At 48.0% G+C, this 16681-nt stretch carries 22 protein-coding genes and 1 riboswitch; of the genes, 8 read left to right on the forward strand and 14 right to left on the reverse strand.

Annotated features, from left to right (window positions below; genetic code table 11):
* Window positions 1-97: 97 nt before the first annotated feature.
* The 5 genes from H2R00_RS08655 (at window position 98) to H2R00_RS08675 (ending at window position 2675) form a co-directional block, all read left to right on the forward strand.
* The gene (locus tag H2R00_RS08655) at window positions 98-484 is read left to right on the forward strand and encodes a spore coat protein (RefSeq protein ID WP_182070857.1); all 387 of its coding nucleotides are present in this window, start codon (window positions 98-100) and stop codon (window positions 482-484) included.
* Between the two features lie 48 nt (window positions 485-532).
* Window positions 533-886: a spore coat protein gene (locus H2R00_RS08660; RefSeq protein ID WP_154994859.1), complete on the forward strand. Its 354-nt coding sequence runs from the start codon at window positions 533-535 to the stop codon at window positions 884-886.
* A gap of 67 nt (window positions 887-953) precedes the next feature.
* Window positions 954-1460 (forward strand): spore coat protein, encoded by a 507-nt coding sequence (locus tag H2R00_RS08665; protein WP_154994857.1) that lies wholly within the window; start codon window positions 954-956, stop codon window positions 1458-1460.
* A gap of 132 nt (window positions 1461-1592) precedes the next feature.
* Window positions 1593-2075, forward strand: coding sequence for a CotY/CotZ family spore coat protein (locus H2R00_RS08670; RefSeq protein WP_043925650.1), 483 nt, complete (start codon window positions 1593-1595; stop codon window positions 2073-2075).
* Window positions 2076-2225: 150 nt separating this feature from the next.
* On the forward strand, window positions 2226-2675 hold the full coding sequence (locus H2R00_RS08675; RefSeq protein ID WP_154994855.1) for a CotY/CotZ family spore coat protein: 450 nt from the start codon (window positions 2226-2228) through the stop codon (window positions 2673-2675).
* A 37-nt stretch (window positions 2676-2712) separates the two neighbouring features.
* Here H2R00_RS08675 and H2R00_RS08680 read toward each other — a convergent pair whose 3' ends face one another.
* From H2R00_RS08680 to H2R00_RS08725, 10 genes are all read right to left on the reverse strand, one after another.
* Window positions 2713-3192 (reverse strand): CotO family spore coat protein, encoded by a 480-nt coding sequence (locus H2R00_RS08680; RefSeq protein ID WP_154994853.1) that lies wholly within the window; start codon window positions 3190-3192, stop codon window positions 2713-2715.
* A gap of 103 nt (window positions 3193-3295) precedes the next feature.
* Complete coding sequence (gene fabI, locus H2R00_RS08685; protein WP_003180687.1) at window positions 3296-4072, reverse strand: enoyl-ACP reductase FabI; 777 nt, start codon at window positions 4070-4072, stop codon at window positions 3296-3298.
* 156 nt (window positions 4073-4228) lie between these two features.
* Window positions 4229-5047 carry a bifunctional hydroxymethylpyrimidine kinase/phosphomethylpyrimidine kinase gene (gene thiD / locus H2R00_RS08690; RefSeq protein WP_154994852.1) on the reverse strand — a complete coding sequence of 273 codons (819 nt, stop codon included), beginning with the start codon at window positions 5045-5047 and terminating at the stop codon, window positions 4229-4231.
* A 24-nt stretch (window positions 5048-5071) separates the two neighbouring features.
* Window positions 5072-6082 carry a thiazole biosynthesis adenylyltransferase ThiF gene (locus H2R00_RS08695; protein WP_003180683.1) on the reverse strand — a complete coding sequence of 337 codons (1011 nt, stop codon included), beginning with the start codon at window positions 6080-6082 and terminating at the stop codon, window positions 5072-5074.
* Window positions 6079-6846 carry a thiazole synthase gene (locus tag H2R00_RS08700; protein ID WP_009328814.1) on the reverse strand — a complete coding sequence of 256 codons (768 nt, stop codon included), beginning with the start codon at window positions 6844-6846 and terminating at the stop codon, window positions 6079-6081. Before H2R00_RS08700 ends, H2R00_RS08695 begins: the two co-directional genes overlap by 4 nt.
* A 6-nt stretch (window positions 6847-6852) precedes the next feature.
* Window positions 6853-7056 carry a sulfur carrier protein ThiS gene (gene thiS / locus H2R00_RS08705; protein ID WP_145680409.1) on the reverse strand — a complete coding sequence of 68 codons (204 nt, stop codon included), beginning with the start codon at window positions 7054-7056 and terminating at the stop codon, window positions 6853-6855.
* On the reverse strand, window positions 7053-8162 hold the full coding sequence (thiO, locus tag H2R00_RS08710) for a glycine oxidase ThiO (protein ID WP_182070858.1): 1110 nt from the start codon (window positions 8160-8162) through the stop codon (window positions 7053-7055). The genes thiS and thiO overlap by 4 nt, the downstream gene beginning before the upstream one ends.
* Window positions 8146-8757 (reverse strand): thiazole tautomerase TenI, encoded by a 612-nt coding sequence (gene tenI / locus H2R00_RS08715; protein ID WP_182070859.1) that lies wholly within the window; start codon window positions 8755-8757, stop codon window positions 8146-8148. The genes thiO and tenI overlap by 17 nt, the downstream gene beginning before the upstream one ends.
* Window positions 8732-9433, reverse strand: a complete 702-nt coding sequence (gene tenA / locus H2R00_RS08720) for a thiaminase II (protein ID WP_154994844.1) — start codon at window positions 9431-9433, stop codon at window positions 8732-8734. The genes tenI and tenA overlap by 26 nt, the downstream gene beginning before the upstream one ends.
* Window positions 9434-9516: 83 nt before the next feature.
* A riboswitch (TPP riboswitch) is annotated at window positions 9517-9625 on the reverse strand.
* A 59-nt stretch (window positions 9626-9684) separates the two neighbouring features.
* Window positions 9685-11529, reverse strand: coding sequence for a monovalent cation:proton antiporter family protein (locus tag H2R00_RS08725; RefSeq protein WP_154994842.1), 1845 nt, complete (start codon window positions 11527-11529; stop codon window positions 9685-9687).
* 272 nt (window positions 11530-11801) lie between these two features.
* Between H2R00_RS08725 and prpE the strand changes: the two genes are divergently transcribed.
* Window positions 11802-12542: a bis(5'-nucleosyl)-tetraphosphatase PrpE gene (gene prpE, locus H2R00_RS08730; protein WP_182070860.1), complete on the forward strand. Its 741-nt coding sequence runs from the start codon at window positions 11802-11804 to the stop codon at window positions 12540-12542.
* A gap of 14 nt (window positions 12543-12556) precedes the next feature.
* Here prpE and H2R00_RS08735 read toward each other — a convergent pair whose 3' ends face one another.
* The 4 genes from H2R00_RS08735 to H2R00_RS08750 are packed head-to-tail and all read right to left on the reverse strand — an operon-like array spanning window position 12557 to window position 15310.
* Complete coding sequence (locus H2R00_RS08735; protein ID WP_411802196.1) at window positions 12557-13432, reverse strand: RluA family pseudouridine synthase; 876 nt, start codon at window positions 13430-13432, stop codon at window positions 12557-12559.
* A 26-nt stretch (window positions 13433-13458) separates the two neighbouring features.
* Window positions 13459-14259: an NAD kinase gene (locus tag H2R00_RS08740; RefSeq protein WP_154995000.1), complete on the reverse strand. Its 801-nt coding sequence runs from the start codon at window positions 14257-14259 to the stop codon at window positions 13459-13461.
* A gap of 18 nt (window positions 14260-14277) precedes the next feature.
* Window positions 14278-14913 (reverse strand): GTP diphosphokinase, encoded by a 636-nt coding sequence (gene yjbM, locus H2R00_RS08745; protein WP_043925636.1) that lies wholly within the window; start codon window positions 14911-14913, stop codon window positions 14278-14280.
* A gap of 31 nt (window positions 14914-14944) precedes the next feature.
* Entirely contained in the window at window positions 14945-15310 is a 366-nt protein-coding gene (locus tag H2R00_RS08750) for a UPF0738 family protein (protein ID WP_154994836.1), read from the reverse strand.
* Window positions 15311-15440: 130 nt separating this feature from the next.
* Between H2R00_RS08750 and H2R00_RS08755 the strand changes: the two genes are divergently transcribed.
* Together H2R00_RS08755 and H2R00_RS08760 are read left to right on the forward strand one after the other, a co-directional pair.
* Entirely contained in the window at window positions 15441-16013 is a 573-nt protein-coding gene (locus tag H2R00_RS08755; RefSeq protein WP_182070861.1) for a CYTH domain-containing protein, read from the forward strand.
* Between the two features lie 12 nt (window positions 16014-16025).
* Entirely contained in the window at window positions 16026-16679 is a 654-nt protein-coding gene (locus H2R00_RS08760) for a lytic transglycosylase domain-containing protein (RefSeq protein ID WP_154994832.1), read from the forward strand.
* The last annotated feature ends 2 nt before the right edge of the window (window positions 16680-16681 follow it).

Genomic DNA, 16681 nt, shown 5'->3' on the forward strand with positions numbered 1-16681 from the left:
AAACAGCAAATTTGGGTGCTGAAATGTATGTTTTCCTCATTCCGCTATGGTACCGGTCTGCATTTAATAAAGTGTGGATAAGAAAGGAGTGAAAGTTATGTCGTTTCATGAAAAAGCCGAAGCGCTGTACGCAGAAACATTTGACGAATTATACCGGGAATATGACCAGCTCATTGAAGTAATTGATTCAGAACATGTCACGGTAAACACGGCAAACATAACAGCAGCTCTCTCTTTACAAGCCATTGTGATCTCTTTGACGATTTTATCGGCTCAGCTTGCGATCGAAGACGAGGATACAGCAGACATTGTCTCAGAACACCTTTTAGCCGTACACAGGCTGCAGAGCAGGAGAAGAGTCATCATCAAAGTCATGGGCAGCCGCAATGTCACCATTACGCTTTCCTCGCTGGAGATTCTGCTTTCCGTCCAAGTTTTAACCGAAGTGCTGATCGCGCTTATCACAGAGCTTGACATACTTTAAGCCTTCCTTTCTTTCTAATATTTTTTAAGAAATTGAGGTGAAAAACAATTGGCAGATCGCGAAAAGCTTAAAGCGGAAGTAAATCCGCTGACTAATACGCTTGTGCAAAATATCCTTAGAAAACACGGCGTTTCAAAAGACAATGTGCGGACACTGTCTGAGGAAGAAAAAGAAAACATCTTAAAAATACTCGAAGATTTAAAGGCGCAGTCCGAGGCTCTCATCCAGCGGCAGCAGGAAAAGAAGAAAGAAGCGAACAATGAAGCATCATCACAATCCGAAGAACGCCCGAGACGAAGAAGAGAACGTTCAGGTAAAAATAAATTAAGAGAAAAGCTGAGACAGAGAAGGCAGCAGGAGAACACCGCCCAAACCGAAGAAAAAAATGGGGATTTGGAGTAGGGTATCTGCCATATACAAGTTCGAGCCTTCAAACATTTAATAATAGTAAATGGAAGGAGGAAAACAAATGGAAACTAGACCATATTCTTGGGTTGCATTAGATCCTGAATGCGAGCATCCGGGAACAGAGTATTATCCGAGACATCCAAAGAAACACGTTTGTGACGATTACAACTGCAAATGCGGCAAAAACGATGCATTTATCAATCAGGAGCTCGACCAGCTTAACCTGAACAAACAGCTGTCAGATGAGACGATTATCATCAAGGATTCTTGCGATATCCGAGTATCTACAGAGGATACTCAAGTTGTCGCATCTGTTATGACTGCGGTACAGACGGCAATTGTTACAATCGTTCTGGCAATCATTGACGATGCTGATCTCGCCGAGCTTGTATCACAAGACTTGCTGCAAGTGACAGCAAACAAGCAAACAAACCGTCAAAAATTAATTATCGACAATTCACGCGATGTCACAGTTACAACAGAAGATACCGATGTCGCCGTCTTGGTCAGCACAGCTGTCCAAACGCTTACAGTTGTTATCGCAACACTTATCGTCGGACTCCTTTAATACAAAAAAGCAGAGCCATCAAGCTCTGCTTTTCTTCATTTTTATAGACGATTACCCACACCAACAAGGGCACGGGTACATATGTTGTTAAAGACTAAAGTCAAATATCCCTATAAAAAGGAGCTGAAATCCATGAGCTGCGGAAAACACCATGGCCGGCATGAAAATTGTGTATGCGATGCAGTAGAACAAATTATAAAAGAACAGGATGCAGTTGAAGAAACATGTCCGACGAGCTGCTTCGGCAATCTGCTGAGTCCGACGGTTTCCGGTAAAGACACCATTCCGTTCCTTTTGTACGACAAAAAAGGCGGTTTATTTTCAACATTTGGAAATGTCGGCGGATTTTCAGATGATATGCAGTGCTTCGAATCGATTTTCTTCCGGGCAGAAAGTCTAAAAGATTGCTGTGCAACGCTTTCAATCCTGAGGCCTGTGGACATAAACGGCGACACATTAAGCGTCTGCCATCCTTGTGACCCTGACTTTTTCGGGCTTGAGAAAACGGACTTTTGCATTGAGGTTGACTTGACTTGTTTCTGCGCGATTCAATGTCTGTCACCTGACCTAGTTGATCGCGCAGCAGACAAAAAACACAATCAGCACCACGGTTAAAAGGTGTAGGACTGCATCAAGCCGGCCGATATGATCGGCTTGATGCCAGTCTTTTCACGAAAGCTGCCGGCTTTCGGCAGCTCCTTTTACCAATAGAAAGGCCAGGCCGAAAAACGAAATTTTAAATCCTGAATTAGGAGGGATCATAACATGACGAGATGTTCAGCCGAAAATTGCGTGTGCGAAGCCGTTGAAAACATTCACGATCTGCAAAACGCCATTGAGGAAGAAGGCTGCCCGACAAGCTGCTTCAGCAACCTGCTTTCCCCTTCGAGACACTTAGGCGACACCATTCCGTTTATTATATACACTTCAAAGTCTAAGCCGTTCGTAGCGTTTGGAAATGTCGGAGAGCTTCAGGCAGGCCCTTGCTTCAGCACCGTGTTTTTCAGAGTTGAAAAGATTGATGACTGCTGCGCTACATTGAGGTTGTTGATTGCCTTTGATGATAATCGCCGCGTTCTCGATTTCACGGAAGATAAAGACAAAATTTGCGATGTGTTCCGCTTGGAAAAAACAAATTTCTGCATTGAAGTGGATCTGGAATGCTTCTGTGCGATCGAATGCTTAAATCCGCAACTGATCAATCGTTCAAAATAAAAAGTCCCTGAATCGGGACTTTTTTTATCGTGTGAATTTAAAAGCCGAGCGGGTGCAAGGAAGTAATGCTCTCGATCGGCAGTTCCGCCGGAGCCCCTTTGCTCGACGTTCTGACAAATACGGAACCCCCTTTCTTTTCGACGATCGTTCCCCTGTATGTCTTCCCATCTGCTTCAATGAGACAAAGGGTTTTCGGCATATTGCCGGGAAGGCTTGCCAAAAAGTCGATTTTCTCGGCGATGGTCATCTTGCTGAGCGGCTTTTTAATCGGTTTGACTCCTTTTTGGGACCGATTCGCCTCATCGCTAAGCACCGCTTCAGCGTCGGCTTTTTCGTCGGGCCGGGCGGCTTCATCCTGCTGTTCCTGTCGCAGGGCTTTTTGTTCGGAAGCGTCGGGCTTTGCTTTCTTCTTTCTTTTAATCAGAATATCCTGCATGTTCGCCTCTGCCTTATCATAGTCCGGCTGCACAATATACATGAGCGGCTTTTGCTCCGCATCGTTTTTTCTGCTAGACATCTTGATCCCTCCGATCTGTTCATGGTATATCTATATGCAAAAAAGGAGAAATCAGAAGAAAAGAAAAAGCAATCCTTTAGCGGATTGCTTTTTTAGCGCTATTTTATCGCGCGATGATATGGTAGCCTGAATCAACATGCAGGTTTTCGCCGGTCATGCCGCGGGAAAGGTCGCTGAACAGGAAAGCAGCCGTGTCGCCGACTTCTTCCGGAGTCGTTGTGCGGCGAAGCGGCGCGCGCTCTTCGATTTCTTTTAAAATCGAGTTGAAGTCGCTGATTCCTTTTGCGGACAATGTCCGGATCGGCCCTGCGGAAATGCTGTTGACGCGGATTCCGTCTTTTCCGAGATCGCTCGCCAAGTATTTGACGCTGGCATCAAGCGATGCTTTCGCAACACCCATGACATTGTAGTTGGATACAACGCGCTCGCCGCCAAGGTATGTCAGCGTGACGATGCTTCCGCCTTCAGTCATGATGCCGCGCGCCGCTTTAGCGACCGCTGTCAGAGAGTAAGAGCTGATATTGTGTGCGAGCAGAAAACCGTCGCGGGTAGTATTTAAGTATTCGCCAGCCAAGTCTTCTTTGTTGGCGAAAGCGATGCAGTGTGCAATGCCATGGATGACCCCGACTTCTTTTTTGATGTCGGCGAAGCATGCTTCAATTTCCTGGTCATTTGTGACATCACAAGGAAGTACGATTGAATCGTTTCGCTCCAAAGAATCAGCCAGCTCCTTGACCGATTTTTCAAGCCGCTCACCCGCATACGTAAAAATCAGCCTTGCGCCTGCATTGTGAAGCGAGCGGGCGATTCCCCATGCGATGCTTCGTTTATTTGCTACACCCATGACGACGATATTCCGGCCTTCTAGTGATAAATTCATATGTATGAAATCCTCCTAATGATTAACATTTTATTAGTACCTGATCATAATATATAGTATCACAATTAATAGCAGGCTGACAATTTCAGAATATAAAAAGCGGCAGAGACCGTTTTTGATGCTCTGCCGCGATATTGATTCTTTCTTATTGCGGGACTACAGTTCCAACCCTGCGTTGGATAACTTTTGATATGCAAAATGGTTGGTCGGTCCGTGGCCGGCTCCAAAATCAAGGCTGTGTACAACCGCTTCGTGGACGAAAGCCTCAGCGATGCGGAAAGCTCCTTGAATCCCGTTTCCTTTCGCTGTTTGTGCCGTAAGAGCGGCGGCAAATGTACAGCCTGTTCCATGGGTATTTTTCGTCTTAATATAGGAATTGGTTTTTTCTGTGAACGTCTCTCCGTCAAAGAGGAGATCGGTTACTTTGCCATCCTCAGGCTGATGACCTCCCTTGATGATAATGTTGCGGACGCCCATTTCATGCAAGTCACGAGCTGCTTTTTTGCGGTCTTCCATTGTTTGAATGCTTCTCCCTGTCAGCACTTCGGCTTCGGGAATGTTTGGCGTTACCGCATAAGCAAGCGGAAGAAGGCGCCGTTTCAATGTTTCAACAGCTTCCTCATTCAATAGTGAAGCGCCGCCTTTGGCGATCATGACAGGATCGACGATCACACGTTTAAGCTCATATGTTGCAATTTTTTCAGCACTGACCTCAATCATCTCCGCGCTCCACAGCATCCCTGTTTTCACGGCGTCAGGTTTTAAATCTTCTGCCACTGCATCAATCTGTGCGCCGAGCGCTTCCGGAGAAAGCGGGTAGACGCCGTGAACCCCTGTTGTATTTTGCGCAGTGACTGCTGTCAAAGCTGTCATGCCGAAGACGCCAAGCTCCTGAAATGTTTTAATGTCGGCTTGAATGCCGGCTCCGCCTCCTGAATCCGATCCGGCGATTGTTAATGCTTTATATATGCTCATGATGTTTGCACTCCCTTCGGCCTTTTAGCCAATCCACCTGTGATATATCGTTTTCGCGCGATTGATATCATTCGTTCCGTGAATTAAAGCACGTCCATCCCGAAAAATCACGAACTTAAAATCCTCCGCACGGCAGGAAACTAAATAAGGATTTCCCGTCACATTTAAACCGGCTTTTTTTAATTTGGCAGCAAGCGATTCCAGTTCCAGCGGCTGTTCCGCGGCCGGCCTGATCTGAACCGTTTGTCTGCCGCAAAGAACGGCTGCTTTTGTTTCGTTTTCAGCTGAAAGAAACGGAAACTCACCTTTTCCGCACGTCGGACATGTCTCATGTTTAAGCGTGTCAGCCCGGACTTCAGACCGCTCATTTGTCCAAATATCAAATGAGCGGAGCATCCCTGACGGTTCATGCCCGGTCAGCAGCTTCAGGGCATCTGTTACCTGGTATGCAGCAACCTGCTGGACGACCGGACCGATCACCCCTGCTGTGTCACATGTCATGGTATTCGCAGGCAAATGCCCCAAAAGACAGTGAAGACACGGCGTTTTTCCCGGAATTACGCTATATGTGATGCCATAGCTTGCGACACACGCGCCGTACAGGAAAGGGATGCCTAATTTGACCGCCGCGTCGTTCATGATCAGCCGTGTTTCAAAATTATCCGTCGCATCGACGATCAGGGACGCTTCCTCCGCAAGCTCGAGCGCTTTTTCCGCAGTAACATCCGCTACGATTCCGGTTACTTGAACAGAGCTGTTGATCAGGCGCAGCCTTTTTTCAGCGGCGGCGGCCTTTGGCATATGATCAATCACATCCTGTTCCGTATAGAGCTGCTGGCGCTGGAGATTGCTCCATTCCACATAATCCCTGTCGGCTATCGTCAGCGAACCGACCCCGGCCCTCACCAGCATTTCTGCGCTGGCCGCGCCCAAAGCCCCAGCACCGATCACGAGGACGCGGGCGCGGCTTAATTTTTCCTGGCCGTCCGGTCCGATCGGGTGAAAGAGCTCCTGTCTTGAATACCTGCCGGTCAAATCGTCAACTTCCCTTCTTCAGGGCTGCTGGCGATGCCGTAGTTCTTTTCCGGAATTCGTCCGGCAAGATATCCGAGCCTGCCCGCTTCAACGGCAAGCTTCATAGCCTTCGCCATTTGAACCGGATCTTTCGCCCCGCTCACTGCCGTGTTCAAAAGTACCCCGTCAGCACCGAGTTCCATTGCGTATGCCGCATCTTTCGGAGAACCGATTCCGGCATCCACGATAACGGGAACCTTAGCCTGTTCAATGATGAACGACAGGTTGAGCGGATTGATGATTCCTTGTCCCGAACCGATCGGAGAGGCCCCGGGCATAATGGCGTGCACGCCGAGCTCTTCAAGTTTTCTCGCGAGGACGACATCATCCGATGTATACGGCAGTACAATGAAGCCTTCTTCAAGCAAGGTTTCTGACGCCTTCAGCGTTTCTACCGGGTCCGGCAGAAGCGAACGGTCACAGCCGATCACTTCGACTTTGATCATGTCGCAAAGACCGCTTGCTTTGGCAAGCTTGGCGATCCGGACGGCTTCCTCAGCCGTTTTTGCTCCTGCCGTATTCGGCAAAAGCGTATAACGGCTTAAATCGAGCTGCTCCAAAAAATTAGGCTGAGATTCTTCAAAAATATTCATCCGTCTGACGGCAAACGTCAGGATCTCCGATTCAGATGCGCTGACGGCCTCTTTTTGAATCTCAAATGACGGATACTTCCCTGTACCGAGCAATAATCTTGATGAAAATTGACGATCTGCGATTTTTAACATAACGGTTTATCCCCCTCCGACAAAATGAACGATTTCGATGACATCGTGTTCTTCCAGTTTGACTGATTGATATTGGTCTTTTTCGATAATCTGCCTGTTTTTTTCAACAACGACAACACGATTTTCCAGATTGTAGGACTCGAGCAAATCGTAAATCGTGCCGCCGTCATCTCTCCACTCTATTTTCCGGCCGTTGAGCTGAATGTTCACCTGTGCACAGCCTCCTTTCGCTCCGCTTTAAACGCCTCGATCCACTCTGTTTTGACTGGATTGCCGAGGATCATGTCTGCCATCATCTCACCGGTTGCAGGTGCCAGGAGGATGCCGTTTCTGAAATGTCCGGCAGCAAACAAAATCCGGTCATTTTCAGGGTGTGTGCCGATATATGGATTGCCATCCCCTGTTTCAGGTCGCAATCCGGCCCAGCATTGGTCAATTTTCATGGATTCAATGTCAGGGAACATCGACTTGGCCTTTCGGATCAACTCCTCGATTCCGCCAAGTTCCGGCTGTTCATTCCAATCCCCGGGCTTCATTGTCGCGCCGACAACAAGCTTTCCGCTATGACGCGGAACGATGTAGCAATGATCATGGTAAAGCGTCCTCGTCAAAGGGATGCCGTCATTCCATACGGATAGGCACTCCCCTTTGACGGGATAAAACCTTTTGTCTAAGCCGATCTGTTTAAAGAAAGCTCCGCTCCACACACCGCTTGCAATAACAGCGTGCTCCGCCTCCGCGGTCCCCGAAGCGGTTGTGACGCGAACGGCCCCCGCTTCTGGTTCTACCGATAAAACGGGCGTATACTCGAAGATATCGGCACCGAGCGTCCGGGCCCCTCTGGCAAATGCCCTGCACACTGCAGCCGGTTCGACATGGATGTCGTCTCGAATAAAATTAGCTCCGAAAATCCCATTTCCTGCATGCGGTTCCAGCTTATATACTTCATCAGCTTCAAGCCATTCCACAGAATCCAGTGCAGCCATTTGCATCAGGTGTTCGCGGTCGCTTTCTGAAAATGCCAGCTTTAATATCCCTCCGTCATGCCTTCTGATATCAATGCCGCTTATGTCTTTCAATTCGCCCGTCAGCCGCTGATAGGCTTTTTGGCTGGCTCTGGCGAATTCGAAAAAGGTACCGGGTTTATCGCATTCCGCATGGGCGCCGAGCATACCCGCAGCTGCACTCGTCGCTTTTTTGCCGACTTCCCTGCTTTCAAACACGGCCGTTTTTTTTCCCGCTTTTGCAAGATGATAAGCGATGGATGTCCCGATGATGCCTCCGCCGATCACGATCGTATCATAGCGCTTTCTCATATGAATCTCCCTTCGCGAGACAGGCAAGCCGCGCGGCCGCCTCATCCGGTCTGTCATGGGAAAAGATCCCCGACATCACGGCGATGCCGTCTGCCATTTTGACTTCCGCCAGACGTTGTTCGGTAATGCCTCCGATCGCAATGACCGGAATGCGGACAGCCGCCTTTACTTCAGCCAGGCTCGCAGTCCCTCTTCCTTTCCGGCCCTTTTTACAGTCCGTTTCAAAAATGTGGCCGAACAGCACGTAATCTGCACCTTCAGTTTCAGCCCGAACCGCTTCTTCTGGTGAATGTACGGACTTTCCGATTTTCAAATGCGGAAAACGGCTCCTCACACTTTTGACGGAAAATCCGTGTGAAGGCAGCTGAACCCGGTGAATGTGATGAAACAAAGCGATATCCACCCTGTCGTTGATGATGAGCTTCCGCTTATCAACGCCTTCTTCGGCCAGGCGTTCGATTAAGCTCGATATTTCGCTTACTTTTTTTGACCTTTCCCTGATGTGGATAAAGTCAACGGCATCTTGAATCGAAATGATTTTTGCTGCAAGCTCTTCCACAGAGTGCTTGTCATCGGTGATCGCGTGCAGATGCAAGCTGATCCACCCCGCTTTTTGACCAGCTTTCTTTTTGATAGGCCATATCCCAGAACCGGTATTCGTAGAAGCTGGAGATGACAAAGTTCTCCTTCATCTTCGCGCGCGTTTTCTCATCGGCGTTTTCAGCCAGCTCATCGAAGCGGTTGATCTGTTCCGTCACAGATTTTTTAAACCAGTCTCCTCCGTATGTCGCGATCCATTCCTGATAAATCGCGTTGTCAGGCCTGCACGTTTTCAGCGTTTCGCCGACGTCATAATAAAGCCAATAGCAAGGAAGCAACGCAGCCAGTATTTCCGCAAAACTGCCGCTGACGACAGAACGGTACATATGCGATGTGTACGCATACGCTGTCGGCGACGGCTGAAACGACTCCAGCTCTTCCTTTGTGATTCCCAATAGATCGGTGAATTTCCTGTGAAGCGACATCTCGGCTTCATATGTGCCTTTCGCGTGTTCGGCCATCCGGCTTGTCGTATATAGATCGTGAGCATATGCCGCTCCAAAGGATTGGACTTTGGCAAAGTGGGTCAAATAGTAGGAATCCTGCATGACATAGTATTTAAATCGGTCAACCGGAAGTGTGCCGTCTCCAATTCCTTTAATAAACGGATGGACAAAACTGCCTTCCCACCATGTTGCAGCGCTGTTTCGGCATTCTTCTGAAAACTTCATTTCGAGGCTCCTCCTTCGATTCTGAACATAAAAAAACCACTTTCCCGCAAGGAAAGTGGTTTGGAATTTGCATATATACATACTCAAATACCGTGCCACTTCCCTACGCAGGTTTGAACCTGTTCAGGTTATGAGGGTCTAAAAGTCACACTTTTATCTCAGCCCTTATCAAGGACTCCCCTAGTGGAAAACATTTCTTGTTCATTCAGTTTATACTTTTATCTTATCACGAATTGCAAAATGGTCAAGCGTCAGTCTCCAAGCGTTTTTTTCAATTCCGCAATATATTCGCGCGAACCGGTGGCGATCAGCCTGTCACCCATTTGCAGCCTTGTATCCCCGTGGGGCACGATGCTGTCAACCCCGCGGAAAATCCTGACGAAGATGACATCTCCCGTAAACGGAAACTCCCTTAACAGGACACCGTCAAATCGCTCATTGCTCATATTGATCTGATACAGCGACGCATCCTGGTTCGTCAAGAGTTTCATAACGCCAGGCGCCTCGATAAGCGCGCGCAGCAGCGTTTTCGTAGAAAGCAGAATGGAGAATGTATCAATTCCGTTTTCTTTCAGCCTGGATTCAGCGTCTGGAGAATCTGCGCTGGCGATAATTCTTGCGACTTTCTGCTCCTTCGCATAAAGGGCGATCCCTGTATTGCGCTCTTCGCTGCCCGTGGCCACGACGAGTATATCCGTTTGAAAAACACCGAATGCTTGAAGCGTCTCATATTCATAATCAGGCAAAACTTCAACATCAAACACCGGATCCGCCAGCTTTTCTTCCTTCTTTTCCTGCCGGACATGCAGGATTCTGACGTGATAATCTTCTGGAGAAAGTTCGAGCGTAACCGGCAGCGTCATTTGATTCGCGCCGATAAAGGTGATCGTCTTTTTCTCTTTTTCGCTTTCCGTTTTCGGCATTAATTTTTTAAAGCCGGTCGGTGTGATGATACATGTAATGACAGCCACCAAAATCAGCGCGCCGGACATCTGCGCGTCAATGACGCCGATGCGCTCGCCGATCGTTGTCGCCGCGATCACCAGAGAAAGCGTGGAAGTCAGGAGAAAACCGGAAGCCAGCACGGTTTTCATGTCATACCACTTTTTCAAAAACAGCACCGGAACGACTTTGCTGATTAACAGAGCCACAAACAGAAGCGGGATCATCACTAAAATTTTCGGATTGCCAAACAGCGACCAAATGTCCAATTTGACGCCTGTCATGACAAAGAAGATCGGGATGAGGAACCCGTAGCCGAATGAATCAAGCTGCTGAACGAGCTCTTTGTTCGGCGAAAGCAGCGAAACAAGCACCCCGGCTAAAAACGCGCCGAGAATGTTTTCTGCACCGAGCGACTCGGAAAGCGCCACGAGTACGATGATCAGCGTAAATATCGCCCTTGTGCCGATCTGGATCGTGCCTTTTGACAGCACTTCGACAAAAGGCCGCTTTTTAAATACCCTTCCGAAAAGGTATAAAACGACGCCTGCGGCAAATAAGATCATTAGCAGCCACATATTGCTGTTTTCGTCGCCGTAGATTGAGGCGAACACCGCAAGCAGTATCATCGTGACAAGATCGGCAATCACGGCGACAAGCAAAATAATCTGGCCGATATTCGTCTTCATGAGCCGCTCTTCCTTCAGCGTCGGAACGACAACCCCAAGCGAAATTGTCGAAATGATCAGCGTCATTAAAAAGGCGTTGTCAATAAATCCTGCCATGACAAAGCTGTAAGAGAGGCCGAGCGATAATATAAAGACGGCAATAAAGATGACGGAAGCCGTTTTAAACGTATTCGGCGCTTCCTTTCCGCTCGGAAGCAGCTGCTTTTTCTTTCCTTTTTCAAATACGGAAAAATCGATTTCAAGCCCGCTTAAAAACATTAAAAAGATAAAACCGAGCATCGATAAAGTTTCGAGCCATGTATCGTGCTGGGCCACCAGATCGAACCCGCTTTTTCCGATAATAAGACCCATGATGATTTCAGCGACAACCACCGGTATGCTTAACCTGAAACGGTGCAGCAGAATGGGCGTTAAAAATGCGATAATCAGTACGACAACTAAAGATGAGACAGATGTGTGCTCCATAAACTGGTACCTCCTCTAAACCGGTTTCCGGGTATGATTAGCGTTCCCTTTTTTAAAAATAAAAGGGACATATTTTTAGACATTTTCATGTGGGAAAAGAACCGTCTGAACTCTTTTCTCACAGGTGTAAAAATCGATTTTAACAATGCTCGCTCAGAAAAAAAAGTAATATGCCTGATTTTCTCCGCCGAAAGTTGCAGAAGCTTTATTTATATATGGCTCGGGGCAATGTATATACATATGAAAAATAAACGGACAGGAGGTGGAAACGCATGAAATACGATGTAATCGGTGATATTCACGGGTGCTATGATGAAATGATTGCGCTGATTGAAAAGCTCGGCTACTCGCTGACATCAGGGTTTCCCGTTCATCCGGAAAACAGAACACTTGTCTTTCTCGGGGATTTAACAGACAGAGGGCCAAAATCGCTGGAGGTCGTTGAATTTGTAGGACGGGCCGTTGAAGAAGGAGCTGTGCGATATGTACCCGGCAATCACTGCAATAAGCTGTACCGTTTTTTCAAAGGAAATCCGGTGAAGCTGCAGCACGGGCTGGAAACGACGGCGGCTGAATACAGAAACCTTCCGAAACAAAAACAGAAGGAAATCAGAGAGCTTTTCATGCGCCTTTATGATGAGGCCCCGCTTTATGAGATCCTGCATAACGGCGAACTTGTCGTCGCACATGCCGGCATCAAAGCGGAAGACATCGGCAAAAAGCCTGTCGGAAAAGTAAAACAGTTTGTGCTCTACGGAGATATCACAGGGGAAACGCTGCCTGACGGACGGCCAGTCAGGCGGGACTGGGCTGCTCATTACAAGGGCGAGCCGTGGGTGGTGTACGGCCACACCCCTGTCAAACGCCCGCGGATGGTTCATCATACGATCAATATCGATACCGGTTGTGTATTCGGCAACAGGCTGACCGCTTTCAGATTCCCCGAACGGACAACCGAATCTGTCCCCTCCTCTTTGCCTTATGATGAGTCAAGATTCCGCATGGAGCCATAAAAAAGAGAGCTTATTCAGCTCTCTATCAACTGTCTCATATCATGCGGCACCGGCGCTTGAAACGTCAGCTCTTCCATTGTAAACGGATGAAAAAACGTCAATCTCTCACTGTGGAGCGCCTGCCGATTGATGAAGCCGCGGGTTCCACCGTACAGCGTATCACCGCACAAGGGATATCCGATATGACTCATATGGACGCGGATCTGATGGGTTCTCCCGGTTTCCAGGCGGATAGAGACATCCGTCATGCCGCTGAACCGCCTGTTCACCCAAAAATGCGTCACCGCTTTTTGCCCGTCCGGGATCACCGCACGCTCGATGATGCTCGATGATTTTCTGCCGATCGGCGCATCGATCGTTCCCTGCTCTTCTACGATCAAACCGTGGACGACCGCCCGGTATTGCCGTTTGACGGCTCCCTTTTTTTGCAGTCCCGATAAAAGTGAGTGGGCGAAGCGGTGCTTGGCTACAAGCATGACACCCGATGTATCGCGGTCAAGCCTGCTCACCAGGTGAACGGTCGCGTGTACGCCCGTCCGCTGATAATAATGAATCAGACCGTTCGCCAGACTGCCTGATGGATGCTCACGCGAGGGAATCGACGACAGACATGGCTGTTTATTTAATACGAGGACGTGGTCATCTTCGAACAAAATATTAAGCGGCACTTCTTCCGGGCGCAAAGATTCGCTCATTTTTTCCGGAGGGAACTGAATGACGAGCTCGTCCCCTTTTTGAAGAACGTATCTGACCGTTACATGCCCGCCGTTTACCAGCAGATCGCCGCCTCCGAATTTGATGTCCGTCAGCATCCTTTTTGAAATGCCCAGCCGCTGGACGTATTCTTTCAAAAGAACCCCGCTGTCCTCTTCTGTTATGATCTGTTTCATCAAAAAATCGCTCACAGCAAACCTTCCTATTCTCCTTTTCCGATAAAGGAATCCTGGACCCTTTTCCAAAACGGAAACGGCCGAAAGCGGGCAAACCTGATATTTTCGTTTGCGACGCGGCATTGAATCGACTTGACGTCTTTATGCAGCAATGTCAAGTGGTCAATCGCGACTTGAAACGTCACATCATTAATCGGTTTAATTAAACAAGTGTGATGCTCAGGCAGAATAAGCGGAGATCCGACCGTCCGAAACACCCGGTTGTTGATGGACGCCATTTCAGCCAGCTGGATTGCCCTGATGGACGGATGAATAATCGCACCGCCGAGCGCCTTGTTATATGCCGTGCTTCCTGAAGGAGTCGACAGGCAAAGGCCGTCGCCGCGGAACGTTTCAAAAAGTTCCCCTTTAATCTCGACATCCGTCACAAGCGTCCCTTCAATGCTCTTGATCGTACATTCGTTCAGCGCCAAATATCTCGCTTCATCGCTGCCGTCATTGTAGCGGACGATGACTTCCAATACCGGATATTCAACAATTTGATACGGCGTTTTCGCAATCGCGATCACGAGTTTTTCAATCTCATTCGGGACCCAGTCGGCATAAAAGCCGAGATGCCCGGTATGAACCCCGACAAAAGCCGTTTTGTCAAGGCGGCCGCTGTATTTGTGAAATGCGTATAAGAGCGTTCCGTCACCGCCGACGGAAATGACGATATCCGGCTCTTCTTCATCGCATTCAAGACCGAAATCGAGCAGATACGTCTGAATTTTGCTTTTCAATGAATCTGAAACCGCGTTTCCTTTGGACGATACCGCAAACTTCATCATTCAATCTCCTTTCCCCTATCCGTCATCCTCATCCTTTTTCTTGCGTGAAAATGCCACCTGAGCCTCCTGAATCTCGCCCCTGATCTCGGACATTTCCATATCGAGCCTTGATGCTGCTTCCGAAGCTCTCTGAAGCCTTAATTTTACTTTTTCCGGAATGTTGCCGCTGTATTTATAATTTAAAGAATGCTCAATCGTCGCCCAAAAATTCATCGCCAGCGTCCGGATTTGAATCTCAACCAAAATCTGTTTTTCCCCGTTGATTGTCTGCAAAGGATACAGCACGACGAGATGGTAGGAGCGGTAGCCGCTCTCTTTATGTTCCGCGATGTAGTCGCGCTTATCCACCACCGTGAAATCCTTTCTTGCCAGAAGCATATCGACGACAATGCGAATATCCTCAAAAAATTGGCACATGATTCTGAGCCCGGCAATATCTTGCATGCTTTCAATGTTGTGCAGAGGAATGTTTTTTCGCTTGGCCTTTTCAAGAATACTCGGAACAGGCTTCACCCGCCCCGTCACGAATTCAATCGGTGAATGCTCCTCCTCGTATTCGTAAAGGGTCCGGATCCCTTTCAGCTTCACTTTCAGCTCTTCAACAGCCTGCCGGTACGGCGCTAAAAAATGCTCCCATTGTTTTTCATCCATAAACCTTCCCCCAATTTCATCGCCTTTTTTTCTAGAGGAATATCCGTTTCACTCTCTCTTCCATTTCTTCGCCATAATTTGCATTATCTTTAATATTCTCTATTAAATATCCGAGCTCATCATGGAATCCGTTAAGCTCCAGCTCCGAGTTTCCGATATGTAAAAACACAGGAAGACCGGCGTCCAGAGCCGCTTTAAGATCGGACCAGATGCCTTCGTTTAAAATGACGTATTCATAGGATTCGTCCTGTTCAAGTATGTATACAAATGCAAAATGATCGGAGTCTGTCAGCATGCGTCCGGCCGGTTTCCGCTCCGCTCCGTCATTGATTTCGCTGGTCAACACCAGCCGGTCGTTTCGCAGATTGGCTTCTGTAATCTCAATTCTGTTCTGCATAATGCTCTCCTTTACAATAAAAGTACAGATTCATTTTATCATATCAGCTTCAATATTGATAAACGTTCCTTCTCAAGAGATAATAAGGAAAATGCAATTTTACCAGCTGAGAGGATGAAAAAATTAAAGAATGAGCCAGGAACTTGAAATCGAATTTAAAAATATGCTGACAAAAAAAGAATTTGAGAAAATCAAATCATATTATCAATTTACCTCCGAGCAATTTGTTATACAAAAAAACCATTATTACGATACGCCTTCCTTTTCTTTAAAAGAAAAAGGAGCGGCCTTAAGAATTCGCGAAAAACAGCAGCGATTTGTACTGACATTAAAAGAGCCGGCGCCTGTCGGACTGATGGAAACCCACCAGGAGCTGACCCGGAAGCCAGAATTCGAAACGTTCACGATTCCGCATGGGCTGGTATGTGATCGCCTGAGGCACCTCGGCATTGAACAGGACGAGCTCATCCTTTTCGGAACGCTTGCGACAAGCCGTGCAGAAAAAAAATTGCCGCAGGGCTTAATTGTTTTGGACCACAGCCGATACTTAATGGTAGAAGACTTTGAAATCGAATTCGAAGTGACAGACTATGAACGCGGAAAACGGGATTTCTCTGAACTGCTGAAATCGTTCGGCATCCCTGAGCGTGAAACCAAAAACAAAATCGTCCGATTTTATGAGCAAAAACTTAAAGATCAATAAGGTGGGAAAACAATGAACATCAACCATTTGGCCGCCCTCTTGGAACTCCAGGCGATACGGTCGTTTTATCCGGCTTCAGACAGCGGTTCCGAAGATGCGGGTTTTGATTTCAGCTCGATTTTAAACCAATATTTAAGCAATGTCGGCGGCTTGGAGTCTTCACAGCCCGCGGTTGTTCCGGCTGTTTCGACAGCGTCTCAGCTTCAGGCGCCGCTGACAGCTGAAAAGCCTGCAGCAATTGCGGCCGTCCCATCTGCCGCAGCGAAACCCGTCTCTTTCGGCAGCCAAAATCAGAGCATTGACCAGATCATCAAAAACGCCGCAGAAAAATACGGAGTCGATGAGAAACTGATTCATGCCGTCGTCAAGCAGGAATCGCGCTATCAGGAGAAAGCGGTCAGCCCGGCCGGCGCCATGGGCCTGATGCAGCTCATGCCGTCCACGGCGAAAGCGCTCGGCGTGAATAACGCTTTTGACCCCGTACAAAATATAGAAGGCGGAACAAAATACTTGAAACAGATGCTTGATAAATACAGCGGAAATGTGAAGCTCGCATTAGCGGCATACAATGCCGGGCCGGGAAATGTCCAAAAGTACGGAGGCATTCCCCCTTTTAAAGAAACGCAAAATTATGTAAAAAAAATCACCACAAATTACTACGCTTAAGC

The organism is Bacillus haynesii, from assembly GCF_014042035.1.
GTDB lineage: Bacteria > Bacillota > Bacilli > Bacillales > Bacillaceae > Bacillus > Bacillus haynesii.